Source organism: Streptomyces sp. NPDC003300, from assembly GCF_040610915.1.
Classification (GTDB): Bacteria; Actinomycetota; Actinomycetes; order Streptomycetales; family Streptomycetaceae; genus Actinacidiphila.
On sequence record NZ_JBEXNE010000015.1, the window covers coordinates 173,800 to 191,259 of the forward strand.

Genomic DNA, 17,460 nt, shown 5'->3' on the forward strand with positions numbered 1-17,460 from the left:
AAGTAGCTTCCTTTACTGGTCGGCGTGCGTCCGGCCGAAAGTCCAGCCTTGCGTGGCGAGGGCGGTATCCGACGGAGCACTGGAGGTGGTGACGACCACGTACAGCGTGGTCGGAGAGAACGTGGTATCAACCGACAGCGAGTACGCCAGTTCCGCGTTGAGTGTGTCCATGGAGTCCAGCACGGCGCTCACAGGGTGGTCCGCCACGACGCCGATCAGGGGCGGCTGCACAGGGGGCTCTGGTGCTGTGCCGTCGTCTGGAAGGTGCGCAAAGCCAAGGTAGGCGAATCCGCCGGTCAGCAGGATCAGGACCAACAGGCGAACCGCCGAGGCCTTGATCTTCAGACTCTCTTCGCCAGCCTTGCGGCGGCGTATTCGACGTCGTAAGTGTGCCATGCAGAGCGAGCCTTCCCGTGCGGTTCGCGCCGACCCTATCCATGGCGATCGGTCCGGGATGCGGTTTTCGCGGATGTTCAGGAGCAGCGCGAGGACCGGCCAAGCGCGCTCCGGCGTGGTCAGAGGGTTGGTTAAGGGGGTGTCGCGCCGGGGGACCCGCGGCGGAAACCGTCCGGAAGTAACACCCGTCTCTCCCGCTTCGTTTTTGTTCATTGACGCCAGGAAGCACCGGCTTGTGTCACCGGCGGCCTATGGGCGGGCGCAATCGGCCCCCGCTACCCGACCGAAGGAGACGGCCATGAGGCGCACCCCGAGGATCGAACACCGGGCATGGCTGGTGGACAACCTGCTGGACGGCTTGGCCGCGCATGGCTGACCGGCGCCGACCGCGCCCCAGATCCGCGCGGCCCTGCCAGAACTCCAGCGCGGCCGCGGCCGCCGTACCCACCGGCCCGCAGCAGCCGGTGGCTCTCGCCCGCGTCAGAGCACAGCGGCGGCGCTTGCTACATGCCGTGACTGCTCGTACTCAACTACGGTCACGGACTCCCCGCTCGTGATCTTTTCTACGGCGTCGGAGTATCGGTCTGCGAAGTCAAGACCGATGCTGGCGCGGGAGGTCGACCCCGCGAGGCTCGCCGGTCATGCGATCACCGCCCCGGCCGCCATGGTGCGCGGCGACGCTTCGTGCAGCAGTTCCAGTCGCTCGTTGAGCAGGTACAGGGCGGTGCGCTCTCTCGCGGTGTCCGCGGCCTTCTCCGCCGCGGCCAGGGCGTCCGCGTACAGGTGCAGCCTGGTGACGCGCTTCGCCGAAACCGGCCGTGCGGTTACCGGCCCTGCGTACGGCATCGCACCACAAGGTGTCAGATGTGGATCTGCGAGACGCTCTGAGCAAGCTGATTCAGGGCGTGAAGGATCCCGTGGCCGAACTTCGTCGGGGCGATCAGCACGCCCAGGACCAGCACAATGACCGCAGACATCTGTTCATCGGTACGGCTCCTGGCCTCAGTGCGGCGGCGCAACCGGAGCACCATGATGACCGTCAGCAGGAGCGTCATGTTGATCGTCAAAGTCACGGTCAGTCCCTCCGCCAGCCGACCCACACATGAGACTTCGGGCGCTGCCCGGCCTCACCGCTCCCGAGCATGAGCGCTGACACGGCCCCTCACCCCGGAAAGTGTCCACACCGCCTTGAGTCCGTCAGAAAGGGGCCGATACCGCCCTCTTGAGCGAGGACACCGGTCGGCAGTCAACTGCCCGATCGCCCCAAGGCGTAAGGGCAACGCGACAAGTCCGCCAGCCGCTACGCGGCTGGCGGACTTGTCGCGTTGTCAGCGGTCAGGAAGCCGACGTGGGCCGACGCTTCCGCATGGCTAGCCCCAGGATGCCAAGTACCGCTCCCAAAGCGAGGATTCCTATGCCCATCCCCCGCTCGACGCCGCCGTTGGCTGCGGCAGCCACCGCTGCGCCGGCCGCTATGAGAATGACGGCTGCGACGATCACGATCATGGCGGACTTACCTGTCACTGGGTTTCCTCTCTAGCCGGTCAGGTATACATGGCGATTCCGTAGCCGATCAGGAATCCTCCTGCTGCCACGGCGAGGACGCCGACGCTGAGGACGCCTAGTGCCAGTCCGGCAGCTTCGGCCGCATACGGTGCACCCAGGTAGAGGGCTGAGATTGCACCGACTCCGCCGAGAATGCTGGATACACCGCCTACTACGTCTTCCAGCAGGTCAGTGCCGTTGGGATCGGTATGGTTCACGGGATCACCGCCGAAGGCGGCGTAGGGGTTGGTTTCCTGGCCGGACGGGTCGGTTTGGGTGAAGCGGCCGAGGGTGGGGTCGTAGTAGCGGGCGCCCATTTTGTACAGGCCGGTGGGGTCGAGGTAAGTGCCCTGGAAGCGGTAGGGCTGGGGGACAGTTTCGGTGGTGGTGGGGCCCTGCTCGGGGCTTCCGGTGGGGTCGTAGTGGTAGTTGTCGACCCGGTTTCCGGCGTTGTCGACGAGGGCGACGACGGAGCCTTCCGCGTCGGTGAGGTAGTAGTACGAACTTCCCCCGGTCCTCATGGAGTTGAGTGTGCCCTGGGGGTCGCGGGTGAATCCGCGGTCGCTGCCTGCGGTGGTGGAGGCGGCCAGGCCTTCGGGTCCGTTGTGGAAGGCTGTTGTGCCCAGGCGGGTGCGTTCGCCGTTGTCGGTGCCGGAGTACGCGGCGGTGTACGTCGTCCCGCCGGTAGTGAGGGAGGTGAGCTGGTTGAAGTCCGACCAGGTCTCGCCGGTGCGGGCTCCGGCGGATGAGCCGGCGGCGGTTTCGTCACCGTCGGCGTTGTAGGCCCAGCCGGTGGTGGAGCCGTTCTTTGCAGTGACCTGGCTGGCGTCGTTGTAGCTGTAGGTGGTGGTGCCCGGGCAGGACCTGAAGCCGCGGGAGGTGAGGTTTCCGGCCGCGTCGAAGCAGAAGTGATCGCCGCCCAGTGAGTCCCAGTAAAATACCTGGGCGTCGGTGAGGCGGTTCTGGGAGTCGTAGGTGTATGTGGCGGTCGCGGCCATGTTGTTGCCGTCGGCGATGTTGTCGGTGCGGGTGTGGATGAGCGTGCCGTCGGCGCCGGAGGGTCCGGAGGTGTAGGTGTAGGCGAGGTCGGTCAGGGTCGTGGTGCCGTGGACGGTCTTGATGGCTTTGGGGCGGTTGGAGTTGTCCAGGGTGACGGTCTGGACGGTATTGCCGGGGTAAGTCGTGGTGGTGCGGGTGTCGTCGTTGTTGTAGCCGTAACTGGTGGTCGCCCCGGACGGGTCCTTCAAGGTGGTGAGGCGGCCGGCTGTGTCGTAGCCGTAGTCGACCAGGCCCGTGGGGTCGGTGTAGGTGTCGACGTGGCCGTCGGGGGTGTAGGTCAGCAGCGTGGTGGAGCCGTCGGTCAGCGTCCGCAGGGTCTCGCAGTTGAGCTTGTCCATCCCGTAGGTGGTGGTGCCCGAACTGTCAGTGCGGGAGCGCTGGTTGCCGTCCCCGTCGAAGACGTAGCTGACGGATGCGCCGCCGGAGGTGGCCACCTTGGTGGTGCGGTCGCGGTTGTCGTAGGTGTAGGTGGTGGTGATGCCGCGGCCGTCGGTGGCGGTGTGCGGGCGGCCGAGCGCGTCGTAGGTGTACGTGGTGGTGCCGAGGGGGGAGGGCGGGGTGACCTTGTCGAGGTTGCCCTGGGTGTCGTAGTGGAAGGTGGTGGTCTTGTTGTTGCCGTCGACTGCGGTGCAGCGCTGGCCCGGGAAGCCGCCGCAGGTCGTGGTGGCCGGGTTGTAGGTGTAGGAGCGGGTGGCTGCCGCGTCACCGGTGACGGCGACGGTCTTGGTGTTGCCGGCGGTGTCGTACGTGGCGTTGGTCTTGTTGCCTTGGGCGTCGGTGAAGGTGGCGGGCAGGTCTGCGCCGGCGATGGTGGCGTATCCGGAGAACGCCGAGGTCGCACCGGTGGGGATCTTGGTTGTCGTGGGGTTGTTGCGGGAGTCCCAGCCGTAGACGGTGGTGTTGCCGCTCCCGCCGGTGCCCATGGCATCGACCACGGTCTGCACGTTGTGGTTGGCGTCGTAGGAGACGTTGAACACCTCTCTCAACGGCACTGGAGCCCTGCCCGTTGCTCATCCCGACCCAACAGCACCCCGTCACCCGATCGGTGGCCACACTGAAAAGGCTCACTTCCGACGATGGCGTTGATGGACACGTAGGCGGGCCAGATCAGGTCGAGCGTGTCTGTATCAATGGGAGGAGTGGAGAGCAGGCCCACCTGCGCGGGACTGGCAAGGTGACCGCCGACCTCGCCGTCCACACGGAGAGAAATCTCGGCTCCCGGGTGCATCGGAGCAGGAGCAGCGCGTCAGCTCGTCCTAGATGCAGGCCCATCGCAGCCAGCAGAGTCTCCGCCACGTGGAGCCCTCGCGGCCAGTCAGCGCGGCGGCCGAATTCTTCTTTCAGTCCGAAGTGCAGGTCGCTGCCAAACTCAAGGTCAATCACACAACGTGTCTACCGCCCGCCTGGTCACTCGCCACGGCGACTCGCGGCGATGTCACCTAGTAGGTGCTGCCGACGTACCGACCGCCTCTGCCACGGTCCCTGGCGCTCGTTAACACGGAAAATACCGTCAGGCAAAACGCGTTTTCTCAGCATCATGGAATACACACCGCCACGCCCCGTCCGCACCACGAAAGGACCCTCCGCCTGACCCGACTCACGCCGGCCACGCCGAGAACTCCGCCCGTGAAAGACCGCCAGCGGGTCCAGGCTGCAGCCGCACCGGCCGCAGGGTGCACAGCCCCGGGCGCGTCGATGGGTGTGGCCCGGTCCGGCCGACACCCGTCGACGCCATCCGCAGCAACTGGCTACGCCGCGGCGTAGCTGAGCCGCAGCAGGTCGCCGGCGCGCTCCAGGTCCTTCTCGGTGCGCAGCCGGACCTCCAGGTCTCCGGTCCCGTGATGGCCCAGGCCGGTCACGTCCCGGGTGAACCCGGGGACGAGGTCGACCTTCTTGGGATCTGCCCGCAGGTAGACCAGTACCTCGCTGCGCTGGCCGCGGCCGACGCAGGCGATGTTCCGCAGCCTGCGGTAGGCCCGGTACTGCTGGCGCTCGATCCGCCGCACATCCTCGCCCAAGGACACCAGCACCTCGTCCAGGGCATCCCGCAGCTCGCCGATCGCACCTACGGCCGGCTGCTTCTTCGGCGTGTGGCCGGCGAGGCCCGATCCCGCTCCGGGGCTGCGGTCGCGGGCTGCGGAGGTGACGACCGGCTCAAGGCCGAGCAGTTCGTTGCCGAAGAGGCGGTAGCGGACCAGGTCGATGCAGCGGCGGATCTCACCGACCGCGTGCCGGTCGTAGCGGGTGAAGTCCTCCGCCACGCAGATCAGCCTCGGCGCGCTCCACAGCACCTGGGCCGCGGCCGGAACACCGAGCCGGTCGCGGACCAGGGCCTCGAACTCCGCCCGGTGATCAGCCAGCCACGCCAGATAGAACAGCCCCTGGGTGATCACCCCCGGGTCCCGCCCGCGCTTGTACTCCACGACCACCGGCGACCCGTTCTCATCGATCCCCAGAGAATCGTTCCGCCCGCCGTGCACCGGGCCCGTGCCGTACTCGCTCGCCAGGAAGCGCACGCCCAGCAGCGTCGGCATGTTCGCCTCGACCAGCCCCTGCAGATCTCGCTCGAACTCCAGCGCCCGCGGGACGATCTCGACAGCTTTTCCATCACCCAGCGTGAACAGCTTCAAATGCACCCCCTGCGGCCCTTCACATCGTGATCACCGACGTGACACCAACGCGGGAGGGACGTGGAATTATTTCCGGCACGAGGTTCGTCGCAGGCACCTGATGGGTAATCAGTTCTCAGGTCGGAGTGTGTGACGTATTTGTGACGCGGTGGACCCGACACTACGTCAAAAAGCCTTATGACCTGCGAAACGCCTGGGAGGGTAACGGCCTCCGGAGCCGTTGCTCTTTTCGTCACCGCTGGCTGCGTTAGCGTCTCCGCCCAGCGTGCCCGCTTTCGCGCGCGTAGGGCAGCGTCCGGCCTCGCGCGTGGTCACTCCTGGCCCGTCGTGCTGGAGCCATCGGCAGTACGGTCACCCAACGCTCCGCCCTTGTGGCCACCTCGCACTGGTACCGGGCGGTGCGTGGCTGAGCATGCGACAGCACGTCCTGCTCGGGCTGATAACACGGAAAATGCCGTCAGGCAAAACGCGTTTCCTGATGAAGATGGATGAAAGACCGCGGTTCAGCAAGCGGCCGTTCCCTCCTGTGGAGAACAGCCGCCTCACTGCTGGACTTGGAAGGGCTCCGGCCCGTCCTCGTGTCTTTCCGCTGACGCCGACATCAAGGAAGTGCATTGCCGCAGGACTCCGCTATGCCGGCCCCCGCCGACGTGCCCCGACACTGCCGCGGAAGCCCTCCCGACAGAACTACGGACCTCATCCCTGCTCACCACTGAGGAAGTGGCCCGGCTGCTGCGGGTCGATTCTTCCTCGGTGCGGCGGTGGCGTGCCGAACGGCCGCCGCAGGGACCGCCGTTCATCCGCCTGTCCGACCGGGTCGTCCACTACGACGCCGGGGATCTGCAGGACTGGCTGGATGAACGGCGCAGCATACCCGGCCGACGGCAGAAGGTGGCCTGATTGCCCTACCGCCACCAACTGCCCGCAGCCGTCCCGCTGGCGCACGACATCGAGCACCGACCCGGCCGCAAACTCCCCTACAAGGCCCGCGTGCGCTGGGTGGACCCCCACACCAAACGCCGCCGATCCATGGCCAAGATGCACGCCGGCGTTGACGCCGCGCAGGAGTGGATCGACGCCCTCCTGGCATCGGCGGGCCGGGGAATCGACCCCGCAACCGCCAACCGGACGCTCGCCGAGTACGGCACCGCCCACATGCAGCTGGCCCTGCGCGGGCTGGAGCCCAAGACCACCGACCCCTACCTGGCCGGCTGGCGGCTGCGTGTCGTGCCCGCGCTCGGGCACCTGCAACTGAACATGATCACCAACGGGGACGTCGACCGCACCGTCTACGCGTGGATCGCCGACGGCGAGGGCCGCTCCACCGTCAAGAACACCCTCGCCGTACTCGTCCGGGTCATGGAACAAGCCGTCCGCGACGGACTCATCACCGCCAACCCCGCCCGCATCAAAGGCTGGCAGAGGCTGTACCAGCTCGCCGAGGACGAACTGGACGACCCCCGCTCCCTGGCCCTGCGCGACTGGGACGCCCTCCAGGAACTCAGCCAGGCCCTGGTCGCGCGCTCATTCGACCAGTACCCCGGCTGGGGTGATGTGGTGACCTTCGCCGCCTGCACCGCCGCACGCATCGGCGAGGTCTCCGGCGTGCGGGTCAAGGACATCGACACCACCAACTGGATCTGGAACCTGCGCCGCCAGACCACCCCCTCCCCGGCGGGCTGGCCGACAAGAACACCAAGGGCAAGGTCGCCCGCCGCGTCCCGCTCATCGACGAGGTACGCCCCATGGTCGCCCAGCGCGTGCTCGCCCTCGGCCACAGACCAGACGCCCGGCTGTTCACCGGCCCCCACGGCGGACGGATCACCACCGCCGTGCCGCGCGACGCCACCCACTGGGACGACGTCGTCCAGACCCTCGGCTACGAACACCCGCGCCGACACGAGCTGAGACACACCGGCCCGACCTGGACGGCGGACGCCGGAGTCCCCCTGAACGGCCTGCGGTTGATCGCCGGCCACGGCTCCCTGCAGACCACCCAGCGCTACCTCCACCCCGACCTGCAGTCCGTGGTCCACGCCGGCCGCACGCTCAGCAACCACCTGAGCACTACCCCCGGCCTCCCGCCGCCCTCCCCCGGCATGTCCGCGACCCTGCGGAGATTGTAGGAACCAGACAACTCCGCGTAGGGCTGAGATGAACATGGCCCCCGGCGAAATCACGCTGACCTGCGGCTTTTCCACGACCGTGGTCCCCAGGCGGTCCCCAGGAACCTGACGCCCCATCACATGGAGACAGTTGCCGACAAGCCGAAGGGCCCGCTGACCTGGCTAAATGCCAGTCCAGCGGGCCCTTCGTGCACCGTCGGGACGACAGGATTTGAACCTGCGACCCCTTGACCCCCAGTCAAGTGCGCTACCAAGCTGCGCCACGTCCCGGTGCTTGGTCGGTCGGGGTGGTGGCCCCGGGTGACCGTGCACGAGAACGATACCGCACCTCGGGGGGTGTTTGTGCGCAGAGGGGGTGGGGGCCGGGGCGGGGGGAGTTGAGTAGGGGTACTCATGTGGGGTGGGGCGGGGCGGGGAGAAGGTCGGGGCATGACGAAACCGATTCAGCAGGAGACGACGGCGGCGTATGCGGCGCAGGCGGCGATCTCGTTCGCGGTGGCGCTGGGGGCCATGGTGGTCGGGGTGGCGTATCTGCCGGTGGGGGGATGGGAGCGGGCGTTTCTGGGGCTGGGACTGCTGTATGTGGTGACGGCGGCGTTCACGCTGGCGAAGGTGGTGCGCGACCGGCAGGAGGTCGGGCAGGTCGTGAGCCGGGTGGACCAGGCGCGGCTCGACAAGCTGCTCGCGGAGCACGACCCCTTCAAGATGGAGGGCATCTAGTCGGCGACCCGCGCGTGACGCGTGCGGGTGAGGGACTTCCGACGGTCGGGGGCCTCCACGGGGATCGCCCCGGCGGGGGCCCTCAGGGCGTAACGGGGGCGTCGGAGGCGTCGCACGGGGAGGACGCGGAAGACGGGGAGGGGGCGTCAAGAGGAGAGGGCGCGGAAGCCGTTTCGGGAGGCGTGTCGCCCAGCAGATAGCGGGCTCCGGGGCCCGCCGCCCCCGCCGCGTCGTCGACGTTGTAGAGACCGCAGCGCGTCAGGGAGAGGCAGCCGCACCCGACGCAGCTGGTCAACTTGGCCTTGAGGCGTCGCAGCTCGGCGATCTGGTCGTCGATGCGCTGCTCCCAGGACCGGGCCACGCCGTTCCATTCGGCGGTGGTGGGGACGTGGTCGACGGGGAGCCGGGCGAGGGACGCGCCGACCTCGTCGAGCGAGAGCCCGATCCGCTGGGCGGCGCGGATGAAGGCGAGCCGGCGCAGCGTGGAGCGGCGGTAGCGGCGCTGGCCGCCCGAGGTGCGCTCGGAGTGGATCAGCCCGAGGTCCTCGTAATAGCGCAGCGCGGAGGCGGCGATGCCGCTGCGGGCCGAAAGCTCGCCGATGGGCAGCAGGTCACGGGTGGAGAGGGTCACATCGGCCCAGCATACGCTTGACTTCAAGTCGGCTTGAAGTTGCAAGGTCGTCCCATGACGATGACGCACCGCACCGGGCCGTCCGGCCACTCAGAACAGCCCGAGCGCTACGGGTACGACGACCTGCGCCACCTGATGTCACGGATGACCGGCGACGAGAAGCACGACACCGCCGCCACATCCACCCTCGACGTCCTGTGGGTGCTGTACGACCGGGTACTGCGGGTCGAGCCCGAGAGCGCCGACGCCCCGGACCGGGACCGCTTCCTGCTGTCGAAGGGCCACGGCCCGATGGCGTACTACGCCGTTCTCGCCGCCAAGGGCTTCATCCCGTACGAGTGGCTGGCCGGTTTCGGGACGTACGACTCCCCGCTCGGCCACCACCCGGACCGCACGCTCGTACCGGGCGTCGAGATCGGTTCCGGGTCGCTCGGGCACGGGCTCGGTCTGGGCGTCGGCAGCGCGCTGGGGCTGCGGGCCCAGGGGCTGGACGAACCGGCGGTATGGGTGCTCGTGGGCGACGCCGAGATGGACGAGGGCAGCAATCACGAGGCCGTGCAGTACGCGGGGGCGGTCGGCCTCGACCGGCTCCACGTCGTCGCGGTCGACAACGCCTCGGCCACGTACGGCTGGCCCGGCGGACTGGCCTCGCGGTTCGCCGCCGAGGGCTGGTCCGCGGTGACCGTGGACGGCCGGGACCACGCCGCGCTGTACGAGGCGTTCACCGCGCCGCATCCGGGACGGCCGCACGCCGTGGTCGCCCGCGTCGAGCCGAAGTGACCGCCGGGTCCACGGGCGACGACAAGCGACGTCACCCGAAGGTCGACACCCGAGCGACAGCGGCCGAGACCGCGACCGAGGCCGAGGCCGAGGCGGAGACCGCGACCGAGGCGGAGACCGCGACCGAGACCACGGCTGAGGGCAGGCGAAGAAACGACATGACTGGGGATTCCATGGACACCATGCGGGAGCGGTTCGCCGCCGTCACCACCGAACTGCTCGACTCCGATCCGCGGCTGGCCGTCGTCCTCGCCGTGATCTCTTCGGACCGCTTCAGTGACGCCGCCCGCGCCCACCCCGACCGGGTGATCGACGTCGGGATCAGGGAGCAGTTGCTGGTCGGCGCGACGGGCGGGCTGGCGCTCGCCGGGCTGCGGCCGATCGCGCACACCTTCGCGAGCTTCCTGACCGAGCGGGCCTTCGAGCAGGTCAAGCTCGACATCGGGCACCAGGGCGTGGGCGCGGTCCTGGTGAGCGCGGGGGCCTCGTACGACGTCGCCGCGGGCGGGCGTACGCATCAGGCGCCGGGCGACGTCGCGCTGCTCGACACGCTCGACGGCTGGACCGTCCATGTGCCGGGGCACCCCGACGAGGCCGACGCGCTGCTGCGGCACGCGGCGGCGGACGGCGACAGCCGCGTCTACGTACGGCTCAGCGATCACTCGAACGTGGCGCCGCGACCCGTCTCGCCCGGCCGCTTCCAGGTGCTGCGCGAAGGGCGCGCCGGGGTCGTCCTGGCCGTCGGGCCCATGCTGGACGCCGTCCTCGACGCGACGGCCGGGCGCGATGTGACGGTGCTGTACGCCTCGACGGTACGGCCGTTCGACGCGGCGACCGTACGGGAGGCGACCGCTCGGACCGATGCGGCCGACCTCGTCGTCGTGGAGCCCTACCTCACCGGTACGTCCTCGGCGCACGCCGCCGAGGCGCTGGCCGACGTCCCGCACCGCGTGCTCGCGCTCGGCACCCGCCGCGCCGAACTGCGCCACTACGGCACCTGGCAGGAGCACGTGGCCGGGCACGGCCTGGACGCGCGGTCGCTACGGGCCCGGATCGACGCGTTCCTGCGGGTCTGACCCGCGAGGGGACGTGGCGGAGGGCGGCACCGCCCGCCCGCGGACCGAGGCCGGAACCGTACGACCGGGGCGCGGGCGGCAAGGCCGGGGGCGCGGTCCGAATGCCTGGAGCTGAGGGCCGTTGACCCCGGCCGCGGTCGGAAAGTTCGGGGCCCCGTACCGCCCCGGCCGCGGTCGGGAAAGCCTCGGCCCGTACGCGCCCGGCCTCGGTCCCGGGCCCGGCTCCGGCTCTGGCTCCCGGCTCCCGGCTCCCGGCTCCCGACCTGGAGCCGACTCGGCGAGAACCCCTCAGGCCCCGTGCCCGCCGTCCGGCGCCGGTCCGGCCCCCTGCCGCGGTACGCCCGCCGGGTGCGTCGGCTGCGCGGCGGCGGGTCCGCCCTCGAAGGCGCCAGCACCCGCCGGAGCAGCCGGACCGCCAGGAGCCCCGACAGCGCCCGGACCACCAGGCGCGCCCGGCCCCGGCGCGGGCGGCACCGCCCCCTTGCCGCTCCCCCCGGCGGCACCCCCGCCGGAGGCGCCCGGCTTCGGCGGCGCCGCAGAAGACCGCCCCACCTGCCGCCGCGCGTCCTCCGCGCTGTTCTGCGCGCCGAGCGAGCCGAAGTAGAAGCCGGAGACGGTGGCGAGGACGGTCATCAGCGAGGTGACGATGGTCTTGCGGAGGTCGCCGGAGTCGGCGCCCGACGACAGCATCGCGACGGCCAGCGCGAAGGCGACGAGCGCGAGGATGAGGACGGCGATGACGCTGCGGGTCAGACCGCGGACGCCGCGCGGCTCGCGGAGGTCGCGCAGCAGGTCGCGTACCTCGTGGTCGCGGGCCGCGTCCTCGAGCAGCCGGTCGGTGATCTGCTGGCGCCAGGCCGTGGCCCGCCGCACATCCATGATCAGCGGTATCACCGCGACCGCTGCGACGGCCACGACCACCACCGAGATGAGGACGAGCGCGGAGCCGCCGTTGAGCCCGCTGATCGGCTCGGCCGCCGCGGCCGGCCCCCGGCCGGTCCCGGCATTCGCCGCCGCGACGTGAACGGTCGTGAAGTCCGTCATGGTGAAGCGCCCCCCTCGTCCGCACCACGGGTCCGCCCCCCGCGCCCCGGGCGGGCATGCTCCCAGCGCCGCCGTACGCCGGTCAAATCGGCAGGTACCGCCAACTCCCTTACGGCGGACGGCAGTACGTCACCGCCGCGCCCGGCGCGGAGCCGACCCGCTCCCCCGGACAGGCCCTAGCCACGCGGGCCCTCACCTCAGGAGAATCATCCGTGACCGACCAGGCCACCGGCATGTCCCAACGCCGTTGGGGGCCGCGGAGCCTGGCGGCCGTACAGCCCGATACCGCCCCATACCCGTACAGCCGCATGCGATACAGCGGGCACACCACCAGCATCCTCATGAGGAGCAGCACGATGCGCGACGCGTCACAGTCCGGGGTAGTTCCGTACTACGAGGATGTGTCGCCCGGCACCGGCGCGCTCGCGCCGCGCGCGTGGTGGGCGGTGTCGGACGCGCGGCGGGTGAATCTCGGCGGCGCCTGGCGCTTCCGGCTGTCGGCGACGGCGGACGCGGAGGACGACTCCTTCGCCCAGCCGGGGTTCGACGCGACGCGCTGGGGCGCGGTGACGGTGCCGTCGCACTGGCCGCTCCAGGGGCACACCCATGAGCACGAGTACGGGCGGCCCGCGTACACCGACGTCCGTTTCCCGTTCCCGGTCGACCCGCCGCACGTGCCGACGGAGAATCCGACCGGTGACCATCTGCGCGCCTTCGACCTGCCGGACGACTGGCCGGGCGGCGCGGCGGTGGTGCGTTTCGACGGCGTCGACTCGTGCGCGCGGGTGTGGCTGAACGGGCAGGAGCTGGGGACCTTCAAGGGCAGCAGGCTGCCGGTGGAGTTCGAGGTCGGCGAACTGCTGCGCCCGCGCGGCAATGTGCTGGCGGTACGGGTCCATCAGTGGTCGTCCGGAAGCTACTTGGAGGACCAGGACCAGTGGTGGCTGCCCGGCATCTTCCGCGATGTGACGCTGATCGAGCGGCCCGAGGGCGCGGTGACCGACTTCTTCGTGCACTGCGGCTACGACCACGCGAGCGGCACGGGCACGCTGCGGGTGGACTGCGAGCCGGGCGGGACGGTGACCGTACCGGAGTTGGGGCTCGACCTGGCGACCGGTGAGGAGGTGACGGTGCCGGTGGAGCCGTGGTCGGCGGAGGTACCGCGGCTGTACGACGCGGAGTTGGCGACCGAGGGCGAGCGGATACCGCTGCGGATCGGCTTCAGGACCGTCGCGGTGGAGGACGGTGTGCTGAAGGTCAACGGCCGCCGGATTCTGCTGCGCGGGGTGAACCGGCACGAGTTCGACCCCGACCACGGCCGGGTGGTGGACGGCGAGACGATGCGCCGCGACCTGCTGCTGATGAAGCGTCACAACATCAACGCGGTCCGCACCAGCCACTATCCGCCGCATCCGGCCTTCCTCGATCTGTGCGACGAGCTGGGAATGTGGGTGATGGACGAGTGCGATCTGGAGACGCACGGTTTCGAGGTGGTCGGCTGGCGCGGCAACCCGGTCGCCGACGAGCGGTGGACGCCCGCGCTGCTGGACCGGGCCGCGCGGATGGTGGAGCGGGACAAGAACCATCCGTCGGTGGTGATGTGGTCGCTGGGCAACGAGTGCGGCACGGGCGCCGGGCTCTCCGCGATGGCGGACTGGATCAGGCGCCGTGACCCGGCCCGGCCGGTCCACTACGAGGGCGACCTCAGCTGCGCCGACACCGACGTCTACTCCCGGATGTACGCCAACCACGCCGAGACCGAGTTGATCGGCCGCCGCGAGGAACCGCCGCTGGCGGACGCGGAGTTGGACAAGCACCGGCGCGAACTGCCCCTCATTCTCTGCGAGTACGCGCACGCGATGGGCAACGGACCCGGCGGGCTCAGTGAGTACCAGCGGCTGTTCGAGGCGTACGAGCGCTGCCAGGGCGGCTTCGTCTGGGAGTGGATCGACCACGGGCTGCGGCAGCGCACCGCGGACGGGACGTCGTACTTCGCCTACGGGGGCGACTTCGGCGAGGAGATGCACGACGGGAATTTCGTCTGCGACGGGCTGGTCTTCCCCGACCGCACGCCGTCACCGGGGCTGACCGAGTACAAGAAGGTCGTCGAGCCGGTGAGGATCGAGGGCGACGCGGAGCGCGGCACGGTCACGGTGACCAATCTGCACGACTTCACCGACCTGTCGTATCTGGCGTTCCGCTGGTCGTACGAGGTGGCGGGCGCGCGGAGCGACGCGGGCCGGTTCGAGGTGCCGTCGCTCGGCCCCGGGCAGAGCGCGGTGCTCGAACTGCCGCGGGCGGCGCGGACGGTGGGCCGCGGCGAGGGGTGGTGGACGGTGCGGGCGGTGCTCGCCGAGGACACCGCGTGGGCGCCGTCGGGTCACGAGGTGGCGTGGACGCAGTTCGCGGCCCCCGCGCCGGCGGACGCGGCCACCGCGCACGCCGGCGATCCGCACTCCCCGCGGCTCGCCGAGGGCGGTCTGATCGTGCTGGGCCCCGGCGTCTTCGACGCGGCGGACGGCACGCTGCGCTATCTGGAGGGCGCGGCGGTCACCGGACCCGTGCTGGACGTGTGGCGTGCCCCGACCGACAACGACCGCGGCGCGGACTGGAATCCCGAGGGGCAACTGGACCGGCTGTGGCGAGAGTTGGGCCTCGACCGGATGCGGCACCGGATCGTCTCCGTGGCCGTCGGCGGTGACGCGCTCACCGTCACCACCCGGGTCGCCCCGGCCTCCTCCGACCTGGCGCTGCGTACCGTCTACACCTGGACGGCCACCGGGGACCGGCTGCGCCTGGGCGTCGAGGTCACGCCCGAGGGCGACTGGACGCTGCCGCTCCCCCGGCTCGGGGTACGGCTCGGCCTGTGCCAGACCCTGGACCGCGTCGAGTGGTACGGCGGCGGCCCAGGCGAGGCGTACCCCGACACGCGCGCCGCGTCCCGGATCGGCCGGTACACCGGCACCGTGGACGGGCTCCAGACGCCGTACGTACGCCCGCAGGAGAACGGCGCACGCGCGGACGTGCGGTGGGCGCGGCTGCGCCGCGCGGACGGCACCGGGCTGCACGTGGAGGGCGAGCCGCCGTTCTGGTTCACCGCCCGTCCGTGGAGCACCGGGGAACTCGACCGGGCCACGCACACCCACGAGTTGACGCGTTCCGAGGTGCTGTGGGTGCACCTCGACCACGCGCTGCACGGCATGGGCAGCGCGGCCTGCGGCCCCGACGTACTCCCCCGGCACCAACTGCGCGCGGCGCCCGCCGCCTTCGCGTTCACCTTCATGAGCCTGCCCGCCGCCGCGGACCCCGAGGAGCCCGCGGACCTCCCGCTTCTGGAGACCGAGTGACCACCGCGATACGCCCGTTCGAGCCGGAGGACCTGCCCGCGCTGTACGACATCTGCCTGCGCACGGCTGACGCGGGCGGGGACGCGAGCGCGCGGTATCCGGAGCGGGACCACGAGCTGCTGGGGGCGATCTTCGCGGCGCCGTACGCCGTGCTGGAGCCGGAGGCGGCCTTCGTGCTGGACGACGGGCACGGCCGGGCGGTCGGTTACGTGCTGGGCACCGGTGACACGGCGGCCTTCGTCGAGCGCTTCCGCGACGAGTGGCTGCCGACGGTCGCGGACCGCTTCCCCGAGCCGGCCGGGGAGCCGGGGACGCCGAGCGAGACGATGGCCGTGCTGCTGCACCACCCGGAACGGATGGCGCAGCAGCCGGAGTTGGCCGCGTATCCGGCGCATCTGCACATCGATGTGCTGCCGGACTTCCAACGCGGCGGCCACGGGCGGGCGTTGATGGAGGCGTTCCTCGGCGCCCTGGCCGCCAGGGGCGTATCGGCGGTGCATCTGGGGATGCTCACCGCCAACGCTCCCGCGCGGGCCTTCTACGACCGGCTCGGCTTCCACGAGATCGCGGTGCCGGACGCCGGGGAGCTGACCTACTTGGGCCGCGCCACCTCGTAGTCGCCGCTGTCCGTACGACCGGCGTCCTCGGAATCGGAGCCGGAAGCGGACTCGGACCCGGACTCGGAGCCGGAAGCGGACTCGGACCCGGACTCGGCCGCCGCGTCCCCGTCCACGCTTCCGGCGGCCTCGGGAGCCTCGGCGGTCTCCGACCCGTCCGGTGCGTTGATCCGCTCGGTCCCCTCCGCGTGCTCCGGCCGCTCGGGCCAGCCGCCCGCGGGCGGCATGGCGACGGCCCGCCACCACCAGTCCTCGGGCTGTTCGTCGGCGGGCTCGAAGGGCGCGCCGGGCCGCGGGGTGGCGATCTTCGCCCCGGTCTCGCGCGCGGCGGCGACGCTGCCCTCGGCGGGCACCGCCCAGGAGTGCATGGCCAGGTTGAAGGTGGCCCAGTGGATCGGCAGCATCGTGCCCGCGGGCGTGCCGCCCGACAGGTCGCTGTGCGCCAGCAGCCCCTCGGCCGGGGTCATGTGGATGTCGGGCCAGTACTCGCTGTAGGCGCCGATCTGGATCATCGTGGCGTCGAACGGGCCGTGCTGCGCGCCGATGTCCGCGAAGCCGGGGAAGTAGCCGGTGTCGCCGCTGTGGTAGATGCGGTGGGTGCCGTCGGTGACGGCCCAGGACGCCCACAGGGTCTGCTGGCGACCGCGCAGGCCGCGTCCGCAGAAGTGCCGGGCCGGGGTAGCGGTCAGGGTGAGCCCCGCGATCTCCGTGGACTCGTTCCAGTCCAGCTCGCGCAGCCGCTCGGGCGGTACGCCCCAGTGCTCCAGGTGCGCGCCGACGCCCAGCGGCACCGCGAAGACGGCGTCGCTGCGGACCAGCGCGACGATGGAGGGCATGTCCAGGTGGTCGTAGTGGTCGTGCGAGATGACGACCGCGTCCAGGCCGGTCAGCGACTCCAGCGGGACCGGCGCGGGGTGCACGCGCTTGGGGCCCGCGAAGGCGAAGGGCGAACAGCGCTCGCCCCACACCGGGTCGAACAGCACGCGCCTGCCGCCGATCTCGGCGAGCACCGTGGAGTGGCCCATCCAGGTCAGCCGCAGCCCGGAGGCGGGCGGGCGCGCGATGTCGGCGAGCGTGGTGGGGTGCAGGGGCACCGGCCCCGCGGGCTTGCGCGGCTGCCTGGCCTCCTTGCGGAAACTGGCCGGAAGCGCCTTGAACATGCTGCCGCTGGGGACGCTGCGGGCGCCGACGGGGTTGACGAAGGCGCCGTCCGCGTAATTCGGTGAGGAAAGGATGCGTTCCAGCCGGGCGCCCGTGGGGTCCGCGCCGAACGACGGGGGGCGCATCTTCACGAGGCGGGACGGCTGTCGGCCGGCGCCGGTCACGGGTCCTCCAGAGCAGATGACGACGAGCGGCGGGGTCCCGCCACCACCCATTATGCGGCGGTCCGCCGCGCCCGCCTGGGCGCCGAGGCCCCGGGCCGGGCCGCCTTCACCGGTTCTCCCCCGTCCCCGGTGTCACATCTGCCGTCATATCCGCTTACGGTGGC

Annotated in this window: 16 protein-coding genes and 1 tRNA gene; 7 read left to right on the plus strand and 10 right to left on the minus strand. The window is 70.7% G+C overall.

Annotated features, from left to right (window positions below; genetic code table 11):
* Positions 1-12: 12 nt before the first annotated feature.
* The 5 genes from ABZX65_RS22595 to ABZX65_RS22615 all read right to left on the minus strand — a co-directional run bounded on the left by ABZX65_RS22595 (position 13) and on the right by ABZX65_RS22615 (position 5,630).
* Positions 13-609, minus strand: a complete 597-nt coding sequence (locus ABZX65_RS22595) for a hypothetical protein (protein ID WP_355342797.1) — start codon at positions 607-609, stop codon at positions 13-15.
* Between the two features lie 426 nt (positions 610-1,035).
* Positions 1,036-1,242: a hypothetical protein gene (locus ABZX65_RS22600; protein WP_355342800.1), complete on the minus strand. Its 207-nt coding sequence runs from the start codon at positions 1,240-1,242 to the stop codon at positions 1,036-1,038.
* 14 nt (positions 1,243-1,256) lie between these two features.
* Positions 1,257-1,451 carry a hypothetical protein gene (locus ABZX65_RS22605; RefSeq protein ID WP_355342870.1) on the minus strand — a complete coding sequence of 65 codons (195 nt, stop codon included), beginning with the start codon at positions 1,449-1,451 and terminating at the stop codon, positions 1,257-1,259.
* A gap of 489 nt (positions 1,452-1,940) precedes the next feature.
* Entirely contained in the window at positions 1,941-3,992 is a 2,052-nt protein-coding gene (locus ABZX65_RS22610) for an RHS repeat-associated core domain-containing protein (RefSeq protein ID WP_355342803.1), read from the minus strand.
* A gap of 756 nt (positions 3,993-4,748) precedes the next feature.
* Positions 4,749-5,630 carry a DUF5655 domain-containing protein gene (locus ABZX65_RS22615; RefSeq protein ID WP_355342806.1) on the minus strand — a complete coding sequence of 294 codons (882 nt, stop codon included), beginning with the start codon at positions 5,628-5,630 and terminating at the stop codon, positions 4,749-4,751.
* A 702-nt stretch (positions 5,631-6,332) separates the two neighbouring features.
* On the opposite strand from ABZX65_RS22615, the gene ABZX65_RS22620 reads away from it, so the two are divergent.
* Both ABZX65_RS22620 and ABZX65_RS22625 read left to right on the plus strand, forming a co-directional pair.
* Positions 6,333-6,530 carry a helix-turn-helix domain-containing protein gene (locus ABZX65_RS22620; RefSeq protein ID WP_355342873.1) on the plus strand — a complete coding sequence of 66 codons (198 nt, stop codon included), beginning with the start codon at positions 6,333-6,335 and terminating at the stop codon, positions 6,528-6,530.
* 845 nt (positions 6,531-7,375) lie between these two features.
* Positions 7,376-7,756 (plus strand): tyrosine-type recombinase/integrase, encoded by a 381-nt coding sequence (locus tag ABZX65_RS22625; protein ID WP_355342809.1) that lies wholly within the window; start codon positions 7,376-7,378, stop codon positions 7,754-7,756.
* Between the two features lie 196 nt (positions 7,757-7,952).
* On the opposite strand, the gene ABZX65_RS22630 is transcribed toward ABZX65_RS22625, so the two are convergent.
* Positions 7,953-8,026 (minus strand) — tRNA-Pro (locus ABZX65_RS22630).
* A gap of 159 nt (positions 8,027-8,185) precedes the next feature.
* Between ABZX65_RS22630 and ABZX65_RS22635 the strand changes: the two genes are divergently transcribed.
* Positions 8,186-8,476: a YiaA/YiaB family inner membrane protein gene (locus ABZX65_RS22635; RefSeq protein ID WP_188280171.1), complete on the plus strand. Its 291-nt coding sequence runs from the start codon at positions 8,186-8,188 to the stop codon at positions 8,474-8,476.
* Between the two features lie 82 nt (positions 8,477-8,558).
* Here ABZX65_RS22635 and soxR read toward each other — a convergent pair whose 3' ends face one another.
* Positions 8,559-9,107 (minus strand): redox-sensitive transcriptional activator SoxR, encoded by a 549-nt coding sequence (soxR, locus tag ABZX65_RS22640; RefSeq protein ID WP_355342812.1) that lies wholly within the window; start codon positions 9,105-9,107, stop codon positions 8,559-8,561.
* A gap of 54 nt (positions 9,108-9,161) precedes the next feature.
* Here soxR and ABZX65_RS22645 point away from each other — a divergent pair, with 54 nt between their 5' ends.
* Positions 9,162-9,887: a transketolase gene (locus tag ABZX65_RS22645; RefSeq protein WP_355342815.1), complete on the plus strand. Its 726-nt coding sequence runs from the start codon at positions 9,162-9,164 to the stop codon at positions 9,885-9,887.
* 31 nt (positions 9,888-9,918) lie between these two features.
* Here ABZX65_RS22645 and ABZX65_RS22650 read toward each other — a convergent pair whose 3' ends face one another.
* Positions 9,919-10,047 carry a hypothetical protein gene (locus ABZX65_RS22650; RefSeq protein ID WP_355342818.1) on the minus strand — a complete coding sequence of 43 codons (129 nt, stop codon included), beginning with the start codon at positions 10,045-10,047 and terminating at the stop codon, positions 9,919-9,921.
* Positions 10,048-10,060: 13 nt separating this feature from the next.
* On the opposite strand from ABZX65_RS22650, the gene ABZX65_RS22655 reads away from it, so the two are divergent.
* Complete coding sequence (locus ABZX65_RS22655; RefSeq protein WP_355342876.1) at positions 10,061-10,963, plus strand: transketolase C-terminal domain-containing protein; 903 nt, start codon at positions 10,061-10,063, stop codon at positions 10,961-10,963.
* A 288-nt stretch (positions 10,964-11,251) separates the two neighbouring features.
* Here the strand turns inward: ABZX65_RS22655 and ABZX65_RS22660 are convergent, their stop codons facing one another.
* Complete coding sequence (locus tag ABZX65_RS22660; RefSeq protein ID WP_355342821.1) at positions 11,252-12,007, minus strand: hypothetical protein; 756 nt, start codon at positions 12,005-12,007, stop codon at positions 11,252-11,254.
* Between the two features lie 356 nt (positions 12,008-12,363).
* Here ABZX65_RS22660 and ABZX65_RS22665 point away from each other — a divergent pair, with 356 nt between their 5' ends.
* On the plus strand, positions 12,364-15,354 hold the full coding sequence (locus tag ABZX65_RS22665; RefSeq protein ID WP_355342824.1) for a glycoside hydrolase family 2 TIM barrel-domain containing protein: 2,991 nt from the start codon (positions 12,364-12,366) through the stop codon (positions 15,352-15,354).
* The gene (locus ABZX65_RS22670; protein WP_355342827.1) at positions 15,351-15,971 is read left to right on the plus strand and encodes a GNAT family N-acetyltransferase; all 621 of its coding nucleotides are present in this window, start codon (positions 15,351-15,353) and stop codon (positions 15,969-15,971) included. The genes ABZX65_RS22665 and ABZX65_RS22670 overlap by 4 nt, the downstream gene beginning before the upstream one ends.
* Here ABZX65_RS22670 and ABZX65_RS22675 read toward each other — a convergent pair.
* Complete coding sequence (locus ABZX65_RS22675) at positions 15,947-17,257, minus strand: MBL fold metallo-hydrolase (RefSeq protein WP_355342879.1); 1,311 nt, start codon at positions 17,255-17,257, stop codon at positions 15,947-15,949. The genes ABZX65_RS22670 and ABZX65_RS22675 overlap by 25 nt on opposite strands.
* Positions 17,258-17,460 lie beyond the last annotated feature (203 nt).